Annotated in this window: 15 protein-coding genes and 1 riboswitch; of the genes, 14 read left to right on the top strand and 1 reads right to left on the bottom strand. The window is 55.6% G+C overall.

Annotated features, from left to right (window positions below; genetic code table 11):
* From FHS18_RS07490 to FHS18_RS07505, 4 genes are all read left to right on the top strand, one after another.
* Entirely contained in the window at nt 1-867 is an 867-nt protein-coding gene (locus FHS18_RS07490; RefSeq protein ID WP_183598541.1) for a 2-oxoacid:ferredoxin oxidoreductase subunit beta, read from the top strand.
* A 93-nt stretch (nt 868-960) separates the two neighbouring features.
* Nucleotides 961-1,530, top strand: coding sequence for a phosphate propanoyltransferase (pduL, locus tag FHS18_RS07495; RefSeq protein WP_183598543.1), 570 nt, complete (start codon nt 961-963; stop codon nt 1,528-1,530).
* Nucleotides 1,531-1,773: 243 nt separating this feature from the next.
* Entirely contained in the window at nt 1,774-3,366 is a 1,593-nt protein-coding gene (miaB, locus tag FHS18_RS07500) for a tRNA (N6-isopentenyl adenosine(37)-C2)-methylthiotransferase MiaB (RefSeq protein ID WP_183598722.1), read from the top strand.
* A 23-nt stretch (nt 3,367-3,389) separates the two neighbouring features.
* Nucleotides 3,390-3,893, top strand: a complete 504-nt coding sequence (locus tag FHS18_RS07505) for a YlbF/YmcA family competence regulator (RefSeq protein ID WP_183598545.1) — start codon at nt 3,390-3,392, stop codon at nt 3,891-3,893.
* 279 nt (nt 3,894-4,172) lie between these two features.
* Here the strand turns inward: FHS18_RS07505 and FHS18_RS07510 are convergent, their stop codons facing one another.
* Entirely contained in the window at nt 4,173-5,420 is a 1,248-nt protein-coding gene (locus FHS18_RS07510; protein WP_221401217.1) for an MFS transporter, read from the bottom strand.
* 218 nt (nt 5,421-5,638) lie between these two features.
* On the opposite strand from FHS18_RS07510, the gene FHS18_RS07515 reads away from it, so the two are divergent.
* The 10 genes from FHS18_RS07515 to cobT all read left to right on the top strand — a co-directional run bounded on the left by FHS18_RS07515 (nt 5,639) and on the right by cobT (nt 15,872).
* Nucleotides 5,639-5,998 carry a DUF3889 domain-containing protein gene (locus FHS18_RS07515; protein WP_183598547.1) on the top strand — a complete coding sequence of 120 codons (360 nt, stop codon included), beginning with the start codon at nt 5,639-5,641 and terminating at the stop codon, nt 5,996-5,998.
* A 56-nt stretch (nt 5,999-6,054) separates the two neighbouring features.
* Nucleotides 6,055-6,366 (top strand): heavy metal-binding domain-containing protein, encoded by a 312-nt coding sequence (locus FHS18_RS07520; RefSeq protein WP_183598550.1) that lies wholly within the window; start codon nt 6,055-6,057, stop codon nt 6,364-6,366.
* 163 nt (nt 6,367-6,529) lie between these two features.
* Nucleotides 6,530-6,910: a DnaJ family domain-containing protein gene (locus tag FHS18_RS07525; protein ID WP_183598552.1), complete on the top strand. Its 381-nt coding sequence runs from the start codon at nt 6,530-6,532 to the stop codon at nt 6,908-6,910.
* Between the two features lie 4 nt (nt 6,911-6,914).
* A complete protein-coding gene (locus FHS18_RS07530; RefSeq protein ID WP_246427487.1) occupies nt 6,915-7,226 on the top strand; it encodes a rhodanese-like domain-containing protein in 312 nt (103 codons plus the stop codon).
* A 250-nt stretch (nt 7,227-7,476) separates the two neighbouring features.
* Complete coding sequence (locus FHS18_RS07535) at nt 7,477-9,678, top strand: heavy metal translocating P-type ATPase (protein WP_183598554.1); 2,202 nt, start codon at nt 7,477-7,479, stop codon at nt 9,676-9,678.
* Between the two features lie 120 nt (nt 9,679-9,798).
* Nucleotides 9,799-11,340 carry a PAS domain-containing sensor histidine kinase gene (locus FHS18_RS07540; RefSeq protein ID WP_183598556.1) on the top strand — a complete coding sequence of 514 codons (1,542 nt, stop codon included), beginning with the start codon at nt 9,799-9,801 and terminating at the stop codon, nt 11,338-11,340.
* A 118-nt stretch (nt 11,341-11,458) separates the two neighbouring features.
* Nucleotides 11,459-11,698, top strand: a riboswitch (cobalamin riboswitch).
* 272 nt (nt 11,699-11,970) lie between these two features.
* Complete coding sequence (locus tag FHS18_RS07545) at nt 11,971-12,978, top strand: ABC transporter substrate-binding protein (protein ID WP_183598558.1); 1,008 nt, start codon at nt 11,971-11,973, stop codon at nt 12,976-12,978.
* The gene (locus tag FHS18_RS07550; protein WP_183598560.1) at nt 12,978-14,012 is read left to right on the top strand and encodes a FecCD family ABC transporter permease; all 1,035 of its coding nucleotides are present in this window, start codon (nt 12,978-12,980) and stop codon (nt 14,010-14,012) included. Before FHS18_RS07545 ends, FHS18_RS07550 begins: the two co-directional genes overlap by 1 nt.
* Nucleotides 14,009-14,788 carry a heme ABC transporter ATP-binding protein gene (locus FHS18_RS07555; RefSeq protein WP_183598562.1) on the top strand — a complete coding sequence of 260 codons (780 nt, stop codon included), beginning with the start codon at nt 14,009-14,011 and terminating at the stop codon, nt 14,786-14,788. The genes FHS18_RS07550 and FHS18_RS07555 overlap by 4 nt, the downstream gene beginning before the upstream one ends.
* Nucleotides 14,789-14,807: 19 nt before the next feature.
* Nucleotides 14,808-15,872, top strand: coding sequence for a nicotinate-nucleotide--dimethylbenzimidazole phosphoribosyltransferase (gene cobT, locus FHS18_RS07560; RefSeq protein WP_183598564.1), 1,065 nt, complete (start codon nt 14,808-14,810; stop codon nt 15,870-15,872).
* Nucleotides 15,873-15,912 lie beyond the last annotated feature (40 nt).

The raw sequence follows: 15,912 nt of genomic DNA on the forward strand, positions 1-15,912 counted from the left end.
ATGGCAACATTCAAAGAATTTCGTAATAACGTGAAGCCGAACTGGTGCCCAGGATGCGGCGACTTCTCCGTGCAAGCGGCGATCCAACGGGCGGCAGCGAATGTCGGGCTTGAACCTGAACAGCTTGCCGTTATTTCCGGTATCGGCTGTTCCGGCCGGATTTCCGGTTACATTAATGCTTACGGCCTTCACGGTATTCACGGCCGTGCGCTTCCGATTGCACAAGGCGTTAAGTTGGCTAACCGGGAGTTGACCGTAATCGCATCCGGCGGGGACGGCGACGGCTTCGCGATCGGCATGGGACATACCGTTCATGCGATCCGCCGTAACCTTGACATTACGTATATTGTCATGGATAATCAAATTTACGGTTTAACCAAGGGCCAAACTTCGCCGCGCAGCGCGGAAGGCTTCAAGACGAAGTCGACGCCGGAAGGCTCAATCGAGTCGACTCTTTCTCCGCTCGAGATCGCAATGTCCGCTGGCGCGACATTCATCGCCCAGTCGTTCTCCAGCGATCTGAAGCAGCTGACGGCATTGATCGAAGCAGGCCTGAATCACAAGGGCTTCTCGCTTATCAACGTATTCAGCCCATGCGTGACCTTCAACAAAGTGAATACCTATGACTGGTTTAAAGAGAACATTGTGAACTTGAATGAGTTCCCGGACTATGATCCATCCAACCGGATGGCGGCAATGAACAAAATCATGGAAACGAACGGTATGCTCACAGGTCTGATCTATCAGAACAAAGAGCGTAAATCGTACGAAAATCTTATCGCTGGTTTCCAGGAGCAAGGTCTGGCTAACCAAGATATTCAATTGTCGCAAGATCAGTTCGAGAAGCTGCTCGCCGAGTTTAAATAGGACTCACCAGGGCATACGGTCCGATTGGGCCGTATGCCCTTTGATGCGTTTGGACACAGCTACATAGGGATGCAATCGAAAGGATGATGGAAGATGAAATTAGTACCAGTAGGCGTATCCGCACGCCATATCCACCTATCGCAGGAACATGTTGAAATTCTGTTCGGAGAAGGCGCGCAGCTGACGGAGATGAAGCCGCTCTCCCAGCCTGGCCAATACGCAGCGAATGAACAGGTAGCCGTAATCGGTCCGAAAGGCCAGTTCCCTAAAGTTCGTATTCTTGGTCCCGCCCGGAACGCAACGCAGCTAGAGGTTTCGCGTACGGACGCGTTCGCACTCGGCCTTAACCCGCCGGTACGCGAGTCCGGTAACATCGAAGGAACGCCGGGCGTTACATTGAAAGGTCCTGCCGGTGAAATTACGATCGAGCAAGGCGTTATCGTGGCAGCACGCCATATTCACTTCCATACAAGCGATGCAGAGAAGTGGGGCATTGCGGACAAGCAAAAGCTGACGGTACGTCTGCAAGGCGAACGCGGATTGGTGCTCGAGAATGTCGTAGCGCGCGTATCTCCTGATTTTGCACTCGATATGCACATCGATACGGACGAAGCGAATGCAGCTGGCGCCAAGACAGGCGATCAAGCAGAGATCATCGGTTAAGATAAAATGGTCTGAAACAGAACGTAAGCTCCCTTATGCTGGTACAAGCCAGCGTGAGGGAGCTTTTGTATTTTTCATAGAGGGAACAAATGACAGATGTTGGCTTCATGGCACATATTTCGGTTGGATATGAAGGTGTAAAGTGATATAATACCATATTGGATTGAACTGCAACCTTACACCGGAATAAGACGAACCTTACGGGCGTCAAGGCCCGTGCCAGAAGGAAGTGAGCGCACAGTGATGAAGGAGAACAACGGCTCTCCGGATCTCAAATCCGTCAAGAGCGAGAAGGATTTCTCGAAGTATTTTGACTTTTCGAGTGCGAAGCTGCTGAAGGAAGAAGGAGGAAGTTCCACCTACCGAATCAGCGGCCGTGACATTACGATCAACTCCGCCCCGAGCTACAAGGATGAGAAGAAGCGGGGCAAAGAGGATATCAAAGTACATTACGACGATATCGTTCCGGAATCGCTGCGGACATTCGGCGCCCGCAAAAATTATATGATTTATACATACGGCTGCCAGATGAACGAGCACGACACCGAAGTGATGAAAGGGATATTCGAGCAGATGGGCTACACGGCGACCGAGGACCGCAAGCAAGCGGACGTCATCCTGCTGAATACGTGCGCGATTCGCGAGAATGCGGAGGACAAGGTATTCGGCGAGCTTGGCCATCTGAAGCATCTGAAGCGGGAGAATCCGAATCTGATCCTTGGCGTATGCGGCTGTATGTCGCAAGAGGAGTCCGTTGTAGGCCGCATCCTTCAAAAGCATACGTTCGTCGACATTATTTTCGGCACCCATAACATTCACCGTCTGCCGCATCTGCTGCAGGAAGCGACGTTCAGCAAGGAGTTGGTTGTCGAGGTATGGTCCAAAGAAGGCGATATCATCGAGAACATGCCCAAGAAGCGGGAAGGCATGCGCGCGTGGGTGAATATCATGTACGGCTGCGATAAGTTCTGCACGTACTGCATCGTTCCGTATACACGAGGCAAAGAGCGAAGCCGCCGGCCGGAAGACGTGATTGCCGAGGTGCGTGATCTTGCCCGCCAAGGGTTCAAGGAGATTACGCTGCTCGGCCAGAACGTCAATGCGTACGGCAAGGACTTCGACGATATTCAATATCGCTTCGGCGACCTGATGGGGGATATTCATAAAATCAATATCCCTCGCATTCGCTTCACGACGAGCCACCCGCGTGATTTCGACGATCATCTCATCGAAGTGCTGGCGCGCGGCGGCAATCTGGTCGAGCATATTCATCTGCCGGTACAGTCGGGCAGCACCGAGATTCTGAAGAAGATGAGCCGGAAGTATACGCGCGAAGGATTCCTTGAGCTTGTCCGCAAAATCAAGCAGGCCATCCCGAATGTCGTGCTGACAACGGATATTATCGTCGGCTTCCCTGGCGAGACGGAAGAGCAATTCGAGGAGACGATGTCGCTCGTGCGCGAAGTCGGCTTCGATATGGCGTATACGTTCATCTATTCGCCGCGGGAAGGGACGCCTGCGGCGGGGATGGAGGATAACGTTCCGGAGTCTGTGAAGAAGGAGCGCCTGTACCGGCTGAATGCGTTGTTCGGCGAGTTGAGCCGCGCGAGCTACGAGAAGCTGAACGGTCAGATCCTCGAGGTGCTGGTCGAAGGGGAGAGCAAGAACAATGCGAATGTGCTGTCTGGCCGCACGCGCGCGAATAAGCTTGTTCACTTCGAAGGCCCGAAAGAATGGATTGGCGAATTTGTCCACGTGAAGGTGACAGAGGCGCAAACATGGTATATTAAAGCAGAACCAGTAAGTGGCCCCATCCCAGACGAAGCGGTGTCCTAACCCACAGGAGAGTGAATCAAGCCATGTCCAACGAGCAATCAACTGCGAAGAAAATAGAAGGCTGCGGTCATGATCATCTGACGCATGACCAGAAGCATGGGACAGGCAATGTGCCTTCCTTCAACAACCAAGATCTGATCGTCCGCGCCGATATTATGGAGAAGACGAAAGAGCTGGCGAGCATGCTCTACACTTCCGAGGAAGTACAGCAATTCCGTCGTGCGGAGCAGCAGATTAACGGCAATGAGCGGATCCAAGTCCTGATCGCGCAGATCAAGAAGAAGCAGAAGGAATTGGTCGCTTTCCAGACGACGTTCAAGAACACGGATATGGTCGCGAAGATCGAGAACGAGATCGACGAGCTGCAGGATGAGCTCGACAACATTCCGATCATCTCCGAATTCCAGCAAAGCCAAGCGGACATTAACTATCTGCTGCAGACCGTCGTATCGGTTATCCGCGATACGGTAGCGAAGAAAATCAACATGGAAGACGTCGAGCTGGAAGCTCCGGAGAACTGCGACTAATAGCGGCGCCTCGCGAGGAACATCTCTTCGCATCCAGTGAATTCCTGATTGCGCCATGCGATTGCCTCCCATACTAACACGGTCTGAAGCCAAGACAAGACTCAAGGTAAGGGAGGGTATCGCAATGGATTCGAAGAACGGTTCCCAGCACAAAGAGCCCGCTTCGAACGGCCCGGAGCATCAAGGCCGTTCCGCAGCGAAGAAGAAGTCCAAATAAGAACGCAAAGAGCTGATCTTAGCTTTCGTCTATATGACGAAAAGCATAAGATCAGCTCTTTTTTATATCGAACGGGACTGCTCTTCTTGACCAGTTGCGATGCGTAACTTGACGCTCTCCGCGTATTTCCACCACAAGCTTAAGGCGACGGAGAGCGCGGCGATTGTTCCGCCTAACCAGAAGCCGCTCGCAAGGCCGTAGCTGTCATTCATGAAGCCCGCGAGGAACGGACCGGCGAACATGCCGGCGCTATAGGCCGCCTGGTAGAAACCCATCGCCGTCGCCCGGCGAGCCGGCTCGAACGGTGCAATGGCAAGCGCAAGCAGAAGCGGGAAGTGCAAGCCTTGAGCCAGTCCATTCAACGCCTGCGTCAAGGCAAGCATGCCGAGCGTCTCACTGAATGGAATAGCAATTGTAAAGATGGCGCTGAGCGCGAAACCGGTTATAATCACATTCCATGAACCGAATCTGGGAGCGAGGTAACGTCCGGTCAGCAAGGAGACGGCCGCATGCGGCACCATGAAGGCGATCACGATCCAAATAAGCTGTCCGCTGGTGGCGCCGAGTGCCGTCGCATGAAGCGGCGTAAACCCGAACATGGTGATGAATAGCACGCTGTGGGCCAGGATGGAGAGGATCGACACTTGAAGCAGCGATCTTGTCTTGACCACATCAGCCAGCAAGGAAAAAGAGATCGGCGCCCGAACGATTCCGCCCGAAGGCTCCTTCACCAGCAGCGCAAGCAGGAGTCCCGCAACGCCGAATGCGATACCGGTGGCGAAGGCCGCATTCCAGCTCAGCGCGCCAGCCAGCCAGCTGCTCAAGGTCATGCCGGCGAGCTGCCCGCCTGCTGTCATGAAGCTGATATTGCTCATGGCGCGCGAGGAATCGCTGTTCGCGAAGTAGGCGGCATAGAGCACCGTGAACGCGACCCAGGCGGAGGCACAGACGCCGGAGACGATTCGTCCGGCGAGCGGCCATATCCAGGAGCCGGGGATCATGAACAACAGGCAGCTGAGCGCGCCTGAGAGCAGCCCTAACATGAGGAAGGGCTTGCGTCTATGCAGCTTATCGGACAGGATCCCCAGCGGGAACCGGATCAGCAGCTGCGTCAAGCCGTAGCTGCCGAGTACGATGCCGATCATCGTCTCACTATAGCCGCTGTCGCTCATGAAAGGCGTTAGAATCGGAACATAGATATAAAGCGTCGACCAATACAGCAGCGTGACGATGATAAAGATGAGATGATCGAAGCGAGTGGCGGTTATGAACGGCCGGTCCGCCGTGTCGATAGGTACAGGGGATTGCAACGAATATCGCTCCTTCCAGCTGCAGGTATAAATCCCCCTCTACTGTAACGCAGGCGGGAGGGAGGCGGCAATGCTTATTGTTGTCCTGAACTTATGCGCTTAAGGCTACTGATCGATCGCTTCCGTCCGGTGCAAAATCGTCCACGTGCATGCGTGAGTAAAGCAGACGGCGTAGGGGCATACTACTTCCGCAAATAAGCTGGAGGTGGATTTTTCCAATGCGTCTAACGAAAACAAGCGGGATCGTCTTTACTTTGCTCGTGCTGCTAATGATGACTGCCGGACTTTCGCAGGCAAACGCTGAGCCTCCCTATGCCAAATGGGGGCGCCTGGCTATGAAAGAGACATCCAAACGCTACCATGCGCAGATTATCGACTACAAGCATCTAGGCAGAAAAGTGGAGCAGAAGGGCGTCGTGTCCGAATCTTTCAAGCTCATTCTGAACAAAAATTCGAATCCGTTCAGCGTGACGGTACGGATCTGGTTTGACCAGAAAACGGAGCAAGTGATCCGTATTCAATTTACGGAGGAAGGCCGCGCGGTAAGCCGTACCCGAGCGCAAACTAAAATGATTTGAAACGAGAGGATTTTATAATCGTATGGAAAAAAAGGATAAATAAGGAGGAGTAACTTATGATTCTGACTACAACTTCAACGATTGAAGGTCGTCCGGCCCAGAGCTATCTCGGCGTCGTAACCGGCGAAGCGATCATGGGCGCGAATATTGTACGCGATCTGTTCGCATCGATCACCGATATTGTCGGCGGGCGCTCCGGCGCCTACGAGGCGAAACTGAAGGAAGCGCGCGATGTCGCTTTTGACGAAATGAGCAGTCAAGCAACGCGACTCGGTGCGAATGCCATTGTCGGCATCGATGTCGATTACGAGGTTATCCGGGACGGCATGCTGATGGTGGCCGTCAGCGGGACAGCGATCAAGATCTAACGCATTCGTGAATCGGTGGGAGAAGCAGCATTCGCTTGGACAGCGGCGGTGCTGCTTTTTTCCATGCAGATCAGTCCTCGCACTGGACATAGCCAAGTCTGGAAATGTACAATGCAAGTGAGCGTTCACCTTGGCGATCGATCATAGGAGGCATAATGATTCTATGGATATTTTTCGGCTGATCGCGGAGGAGCGGATCAAGGAAGCCATTGCAGACGGCGCCTTCGACAATCTTCCGGGAAAAGGCAAGCCGCTTGTCATGGAAGATCTGTCACATGTTCCGGAGGACATGCGGATGAGCTACAAAGTGATGAAGAATGCGGGCTTTCTTCCACCGGAGATGCAGCTGTCCAAGGAGATGGTCACGCTGCAGGATATGCTGGCTTTATGCACGACCGAGGAAGAGCGGGTTTCGCTCCGGGATGAACTGACCGAGAAGAAGCTGCGCTACCGGATGATGCTGGAGGCCAAAGGACTTTACGGCAACAGCGCCTTTACCCAATACGAGCAGAAGGTTCGAGCCAAACTTGAAGGAGATGAATGAAGGCATGAGTCAAGAGATTACGACGACCGAGCTAGCCAAGCTCTTGGAAGAAGGACAACCTATCAATTTGATCGATGTACGCGAAATCGACGAATGGCAGTCGGGCCATATCGCGCAGGCGAAGCTTATTCCGCTGTCGGAGTTTACGGATCGGATGCATGAGATCGATACGGACAATTCGCCGATCTATGTCATTTGCCGCAGCGGCGGCCGCAGCGGCAAGGTATGCGACTATCTCGCGCCTCAAGGCTATAAAGTGGTCAACGTCCAAGGCGGCATGCTGAGCTGGGCCGGGGATGTCGTAACAGGCGATTAGCGCATGCGTGCGCCGGACTTTTCATAAGATGATGGGCACTCGGATTGTGAACGATCCGGGTGCTTTTTTTAATGCCCATGCAGGTGGGGCTAGAAGTCTAGCAGAGTCGTTCTACCTTTCTTGCGCTTCCCGTCATGTCCGAGGTATTCCGCCCATATAGTAAACAATAGAGTTTGCGCATGGCATCGCTGTGGCAGCAAGCACAATTGCCGAAGATGACGTTTACGGCAGCCTGGGAGGAGGCAAGTGAATGACGGAACGGCCAGATCGCGCGGTATTGGACATGACGATTCAAGGGATGAGCTGCACCGCCTGCGCTGCTCGAATCGAAAAAGGACTGGGCAGAATGAAAGGCGTGGAAGCGGTGTCTGTCCATTACGCCGGCAAATCGGGGAGTGTCCGTTATTACGCCTCGCTGGTCTCGCCCGAGCAAATTATGGACCGGGTCCACGACCTTGGCTTTCGCGCGGCGCTATATGGAAGCCAGCAGGGAGAGAGCGATGAACAGGGGAAGCTGCTCCTTCGTCTTGTCCTATCCATACTCTTGTCGTTGCCGCTGCTTCTCGGGATGCTGCACCATTACGAATGGCTAAGCGGGATTCCGCTGCCGGGCTTCATCCAGGAGCCGCTCCTGCAGTTCGTCCTGGCGGCGATCGTCCAGTTCGGGATCGGCATGCCCTTCTACTTCAACGCCTACTACGCGCTTCGGGAGCGGACCGCGAATATGGATGTATTGGTCGCATTCGGGACGACGGCGGCTTTTGCCTACAGCTATTATGCGATGCTGGCGGGCCTTCCGCTTTATTTTGAAACTTCGGCGGTCGTCATAACGGCTGTCTTGCTGGGCAAATGGCTGGAAGCCTCGATCTCCGACCAGGCGCTGCGTGCGGCTACAGGTTTCGAACGGCTGCAGGTAATGGAGGCGGTCGTCCTGCGTTCCGGCGCTGCAGTTACCGTGCGGGTGGAGGAACTGCGGACGGGCGATACCCTCATCACGAAAGCCGGCAGCCGCATTGCCGCCGATGGGGCCGTCGTGCGCGGCCATGCCTTCGTCGACGAATCGTTCCTGACAGGCGAGAGCATGCCGGTGAGCAAAGAACCGGGGGACCCCATATTCGCCGGAACGATGGTATCCGGCGGTGAACTGGTGAGCCGCATCCAGGCGACGGGAAGCGCGACGATGCTTAGCCGGATTGCCGCCTTAACGAGGCAGTCGCAATCGTCCAAATCCTCGATCGGACGGAAGGTGGACGCCCTCGCGGGAATATTCGTCCCGCTCATGATGCTGCTGGCCATCGTCACGCTGCTCATCTGGCTGCTCATCCTCCGTCCGGGCGATCTGAGCACGGCAGCCGTACATGCCTTAGCCGTCGTGCTCGCTGCCTGTCCGTGCGCCCTTGGACTTGCTGCGCCGATTTCCCTCGTGCTGGCCTCGGGAAGAATGGCCCGCAGAGGAATCGTGCTGAAGGAAGCGGGCGTGCTCGAGCGTCTGGCTGCGCTTGATACCGTCGTGCTCGATAAGACCGGTACATTAACCGAGGGCAAGCCGCAGTTGAAGCAGATTGCGGTCGCTTCTGGCCGCTCCAAGCTTGCGCTCTTGCGTATCGCGGCTGCGGCGGAAGCGGCGTCCGCGCATCCATTTGCGCTAGCGCTCAAGGAGGAAGCCGGCAAGAAAGGACTGGTGCTGCCCCAAGCCGAGCAGTTCCAAGCCGTGTACGGCCGCGGCATCAGAGCTCGCGTAGAGGGCCGGCTGATTGCCATCGGGAACAGGCGCTTCGCGGAAGAGGAAGGCCATGCCATCTCGCCGGAGATGATCCGATTTGCGGAGACGGCCGAATCAGCGGGGGAATCGGTGCTGTACCAGTTTGCTGACGGGATCTGTGAAGGTGCGTATGCCTTCTATGATCCGGTGAAGCGCTCTTCGATTGAAGCGGTCAAGCAATTGCAGCAGAGCGGCGTCGAAGTGTGGCTGGCAACCGGTGATCATCCGGCCGCGGCGCATGCGGCTGCAGCGGAAGCGGGAATTCGGCATATCCACGCGTCCATGCTGCCGGAAGACAAGAAGGCGCTTATCGAACAGCTGCGCCAGCGGCATAGAAGAGTCGCGATGGCCGGGGACGGGTGGAACGACGCGCCGGCGTTGGCCGCAGCCGATGTAGGCATGGCGATGGGCGACGGAACGGAAGCCGCGCTGGCAGCCGGACATATGACCCTCATCCGGGCCAGACTGACGGGAATTCCGGATGCGATCCGCATCAGCCGGCTTGCGCTGCGCAATATTCGGCAGAATCTCGCGTTTGCCTTCGTGTACAATGCGATCGTCATTCCGTTCGCGGCCTTCGGAGGGCTAGAACCTTGGATGGCGGGCACAGCCATGGCATTCAGTTCGGTGTCCGTCGTGGGCAATGCGCTGCGGCTCAAGAAACAGATGGAGCGTGTCGTACAGACGTAAGCGATAAATGGGACCAAGGACTTACGCGAATAGCAAAATAAGCCAAAAGGGCAGAAGGTTTTTCGGCGTGCGACAGCGAATTCGTAAGAAGCAGGTTGCTTAACAAATTGCGGAGGATGGATGATGAGACGTCGTGTCACCTATATCAACCGAGAGCAGGCATTAAAGGTAAAGGATCGGGGACTCATCAATCCCCACGCCATTTTGACCGGGAACATGAACGCGCTGATCGATCATTATTTGACAGGTGTTTATATTTGTTACGAGGGACGTATCATCTATGTCAACTCCCGGCTTGCGGAGATGTTCGGCTATACGCAGCATGAGATGCGGGAGCTGGATCCGCTAGACCTCGCGTTCCACGAGGATCGGGAATTGTTCCGCATATACACGACGCAGTCCTCTGAAGTCGTGACGAGACAGCATCCCTATTGGATCCGCGGCTTGCGCAAGGACGGCTCCATCTTTTTCTTCGAGACGCAATCTTCTCTCATTACGTACAATGGCAAACCGATGTTCATGGGGACCCTGATCGACACAACGAATTTGAAGAAGGCGGATGATCTGCTGCGGGAGAATGATGAACGCTATCAGCGGCTGATCAAATATTTGCCCGAACCGATCATCGTGCAGGACGGCGATACGATTATCTACACCAACAATGCGGCGCTCAAGCTGCTTGGAGCGGACTCGCATGAGCAGCTGCTCTATCAGTGCTTCCGCCAGTTCGTTCATCCGGATTACCGGGAGGCGACCGGCGAGCGCGTCTCGAAGGTGATGCAGCTCGATGATCCGCTCGAGTTCGTCGAGAGCAAGCTGATCGGCATGGACGGGGAAACGATCGATGTAGAAGCGTCCAGTATTCGGATCTACAATTTTCTTGGACGGCGTAATGTCGTACAGACGGTGTACCGGGATATTCGGGAGCGCAAACGGGCGGAGGAGGCGCTGATTAATTCGGAGAAGCTGTCCGTAGCCGGCCAAATGGCCGCGGGCATCGCGCACGAAATCCGCAACCCGCTCGCGTCGCTCAAAGGATTCTCGCAGCTGCTGAAGAAGAAGTTCGACCGGCATCACGATTATCTCGATATCATGCTCGTCGAGTTAGACCGAATCAATGAGATCGTCCAGGAATTCATGGCGCTGGCCAAGCCGCAGGCCAACCAGCTGTTCGGCCATTACAATCTGGTCCGCATCCTGAATTCCGTGATGACGCTGCTCGAGACGCAGGCGATCTTGAAGAACATCGAGCTGATCATTAAGCAGAACGAGCATCATGATACGATGATTTTCTGCGACGAGAATCAGATCAAGCAGGTGTTCATCAATCTGCTCAAGAATGCGATTGAAGCGATGCCCGACGGCGGCCGCATCGAGATTGAGTTGAAGTCGGTACGCGAAGGCGCGATCTCCGTTACGATTAAAGACGAAGGCATCGGTATCCCGATGGAGCTGATCGACAAGCTGGGCGGACCGTTCTATACGACCAAGAGCAGCGGCACAGGCTTGGGCCTTATGATCTGCAACCGTATTATTCAAGCCCACCATGGCGAGCTTTCCTTTGCCAGCGAGAAAGGCGCGGGATCGACGGTGACCATCGTGCTTCCGCTGAGGACAGCAGGAACGCCGGAGATTGCCAGAGCGGAGCAGCTGCAGCATTAACGTTTACGCCGGGGCGGAAGACGTCCCGGTTTTTTGGCGTTTTCACGAGGTTCGGCCATACGACCGCCGGAGAAAAAGTGGACAACCGTTTCCATGGAATGATATAGTAACAGTCGACAATTGCATAAGAGGAACAGGTGCCAAGGACGATCGATTACAGCGTAAACGATGTGCTTGGTTAAAAGGGAAGACCGGTGCAAGACCGGCACGGACCCGCCACTGTAAAGAGCCGCATGTTTGAAGGATTCGCATTCATGCGCTGCGCGCGTTATCGCTAGGTGTCACTGGATGATTCCGGGAAGACAGATGGACGCGAACGCTCTGAAGTCAGGAAACCTGCCTGTTTCTTTAGTGACGCGTACCTACGTGGAATTAGGGAAGTGTTGGAGCTTGGATATACGATCGAGGGAAGCAAGGCCATATGTGCCGTTGATGGAAGGCTGACCGTGTACATCTTATATACGCAAGCACTTCCGGCACTTAGGAGGTGCTTTTTTTAATTCCCTGAAGAATGGATATGCTTCGAAGTAGTGGCAGCTAATATTCTTGGGGATGCGACACGAGCACCGTTACGAAAGACTTGCGTCAGCCATTCATGCAATTGCTACGCTAATTCAAGGAGTGGGGTACATGAAGAGAAGTGCAATGATGAGATTGAGCCAGCTGTTGCTTGCCATGATGCTGCTCGTTGTTATGGCCGCTTGCGGTAGCAAGGCGGACAATAACGGCAACGAAGCTGCCAACACGACGAACCAAACGACGAATACAGCGAATCAAACGACAGACGAGACGGATACAGGCGGGAAAGCATCAACGGTCTATCCGCTCACGCTGACCGACGCGACGAATACGGAAGTCACGTTCGACGCCGCGCCTCAGAAGGTCGTGACGCTTGTGCCAAGCGAAACGGAAGTGCTCTACGCGATCGGCGCCGGTGAACAGGTTGCCGGCGTGGACGATTATTCCAACTATCCGGCTGAAGCGGCATCCAAGCCTAAGGTAGGCGGTATGGAAGCGAATATCGAATCCATTGTCGGCTTGAAGCCGGATCTGGTCCTGGCCTCCTCGACGATGAACACCGCCGTGATCGAGAAGCTGCGCGGCCTGAACATCAAGGTCTACGCATCCGATCCGAAAACATACGAAACTGTCATGGAGAAGGTTGCTACGATCGGCGCGATCATGGACAAGGCGAGCGAAGCTGCGGAAGTCATCCAGCATATGCAGGACGTGAAGGAACAAGTTCAGAGCGCGGTTAAAGATGCGGCTCAGCCGAAAGTATACTTGGAGTTCTCCCCGGGCTGGACGGTCGGCAAGGGCGAATTCCTCGACGAGATCATCACCATGGCCGGCGGCGTGAACATCGCGGATCAGCAGAGCTGGTACGAGATCGATCCGGAGAAGGTTATTGCCGCGAATCCGGACGTCATCATCTACGCATCGATGACGGTCAAGGAAGGCGAGAAGAATCCGATTCTGGCCGCGATCGAGTCGCGTCCGGGTTGGGAAGCGATCGCTGCAATCAAAAATAAACAGCTGTATGAAATCGAGCAGGATCCGCTTGTTCGCGTAGGTCCAAGGCTTGCAGACGGATTATTGGAAGTAGCGAAGAAGCTGCATCCGGATCTTGTCAAGTAATGCGGCTCAAATTGTTAGGATATGGAGGAGCAGCGATGCTCCTCCTTGCCGCATCTATCGTCATCAGTTTGTCGATCGGCACGTCCAATTTACCGCTGCGGGAAGTGTGGAGCATCCTGATTCACCAGCTGCCGTTCGTCAGCGGCGATGGCGGCTGGGATGAAAGCTCCATCGTAATCGTAACGGACGTCCGGCTGCCGCGCATCTTGCTCGCCGTATTGATCGGCGCTTGTCTATCGCTTGCCGGAGCAGGGTTTCAAGGGGTGCTCCGCAATCCGCTCGCAGATCCATTCACCTTAGGCGTGGCCTCGGGCTGCTCCGTAGGTGCCGCATTCATGATTTTATTCGGGTATCAGACGGTTGCCGGGATTTGGTCGATTCCCATTGTGGCCTTCATCACAGGTATTATTACGCTGGCCATTGTATTCATGCTTGCCCGTTCGCGGGGAGCGATGAACGTGGAGACGCTAATCTTATCCGGCGTCATCGTGCAGGCTTTCCTCAGCGCATTCGTATCCCTCATGTCGACGTTGACCAACGATGTCGTGAACGAAATTATGTTCTGGCTGATGGGCAGCATCTCCAGCCGCGGCTGGGAGCATACGCAGGTCGTGCTGCCGTTCCTCCTCATCGGCTTGCCGGTCCTGATCAGGTACGCGCAATCGCTTAATCTGTTCGTCTTTGGTGAACGCCATGCCGCTTATCTCGGCGTCGATGCCGAGCGGACCAAGCTGATCGTATTGGTCGTCTCGACGCTGCTGACGGCTGCGGCGGTATCCGTGACGGGCGTAGTCGGATTCGTGGGGCTCGTTATCCCGCATCTGATCCGGCTTGTGGTCGGTCCGGACTATCGGTTGATCGTCCCGCTCTCGGTCATCGGCGGGGGCATTTATCTGCTGTGGTCCGACACGCTCGCCCGAGTAGCTATGGGCGGGCGCGAAATCCCGCTTGGCGTCGTAACGGCGCTGATCGGGGCGCCTTTCTTTGCGTATTTGCTCTACAAGCGCAAAGTGGTGAAGGGCGGTGCCGCATGATCGAAGCCCGATGCCTGACCAAGGTGCTCGACGGCACTGCCGTCATGGACAATCTATCTTTTAGGATGGAAGAAGGCGGCATGTATGGCATTATCGGACCGAACGGCGCGGGCAAGTCCACGCTGCTGAGCCTCATATCGGGCGTAGAGAAGCCGACCTCGGGCGAGTTGCTGTTGAAGGGTAAGCCCGCCTCCGACTATCCGCGCAAGGAGCTGGCCAAGTGGGTAGCCGTTCTTCAACAGGGCGGATTGATCCCGGCCGGATTTACCGTGCGGGAGGTCGCGGCGATGGGGCGATTCCCGTTCCAGAGCTGGCTGGGCGAGGAGAAGCGCGATGTCTCGGAACTGCTCGCTCGTACGCTTGCGCAGACTGCGCTGACTGAACTTGCGGATCGCTCGATTGACCGCTTGAGCGGCGGGGAGCGCCAGCGAGTCGCGCTTGCGAAGGTGATGATCCAGGAACCGCAATTGCTGCTGCTCGATGAACCGACGACTTATCTCGACATCGGCTATCAAGTTCAACTGTTGGACATGGTCAAAAGCTGGCAGCGGCAGAACCGGGTTACAGTGGTTGCCGTGCTCCACGACTTGAATCTGGCCGCTCATTATTGCGATCAGCTGCTGGTGCTTCAGCAAGGGAGAATCGTTGCGACGGGGTCGCCTGAGGAAGTCATGGTGCCTTCGTTAATCGAACAGGTGTATGGAACTCAGGCGGTAATTGTCAATCATCCGGTTACAGGCAAGCCGCAGCTGCTGCTGCAGCCGTCAAGTCTATAGTAATGGAGGAAAGCAGAATATGAAGAAGACGCCTTTGCACGTGGTAGAGGATACGATAGCACGTATCGAGCCGCTCAATCAGGAGGCGATACAAGCCGCCGAGGATCATTTGAACGCCTTGACCAAACCGCCTGGAAGCTTGGGCAAGCTGGAGGCCATCGCACGCCAAGCGGCCGGAATCACCGGTGAGCTCGCGGCGGATCTGACGGGCCGTGCCGTCATCGTAATGGCAGGCGATCACGGGGTATGCGAGGAAGGGGTCAGTGCATTCCCGCAGGAGGTTACGCCGCAGATGGTCATGAACTTCTTAAGCGGCGGAGCTGCCGTTAACGTGCTCGCCCGCCAGACCGGTACGCACTTGTTCTGCGTCGATATCGGCGTGGCCGCGGAACTTACGCATGATTCGCTGCTCAGCCGAAAGGTGCGCCCCGGAACAGGCAACATTGCCCGCGAAGCCGCGATGAGCCGGGAGGAAGCGTTGCAAGCGATAGCGGTGGGGATCGAGCTCGTGCATGAACTTGCCGACCGCGGTTACCGGATGTTCGCAACCGGCGAGATGGGGATCGGGAATACGACCGCAAGCGCGGCCATTTGCGTCGCGCTCGTCGGCATGACAGCCGACGAAGCCGTCGGCTTGGGGACGGGGATTAATGAGGAGCGCCGCCGCCATAAAGTCGAGATTGTCCAGCGTGCTCTCGATACGAATCAGCCTTCCGCAGCCGATCCGATCGATGTGCTGGCCAAAGTGGGCGGCTTGGAGATCGCCGGTCTTGTCGGCGTTATTCTAGGAAGCGCTGCCCGACGCCGCCTGGTTGTCATTGACGGCTTTATCTCGACGGCAGCCGCATTGGTTGCCGCGCGGTTGGCCCCTGAGGCGATCCCTTATATGATAGGGTCCCATCTGTCCCATGAACAGGGACATAGCAAGCTGCTGGCTGCGGTAGGCTTGTCGCCGATGATTCATATGGATATGCGTCTTGGCGAAGGGACCGGCGCCGTACTTGGCTTCCATTTCATCGATGCGGCCCTCCACATTATGCGGGAGATGGCAACCTTCGAAAGCGCGGGCGTGTCGAAGGGCTGATCTTATTCGCCACTCACAACCCCGGGAAAGGAGATGAAGG

The sequence above is a fragment of the Paenibacillus phyllosphaerae genome (assembly GCF_014192105.1).
GTDB classification, from domain to species: Bacteria; Bacillota; Bacilli; order Paenibacillales; family Paenibacillaceae; genus Paenibacillus_Z; species Paenibacillus_Z phyllosphaerae.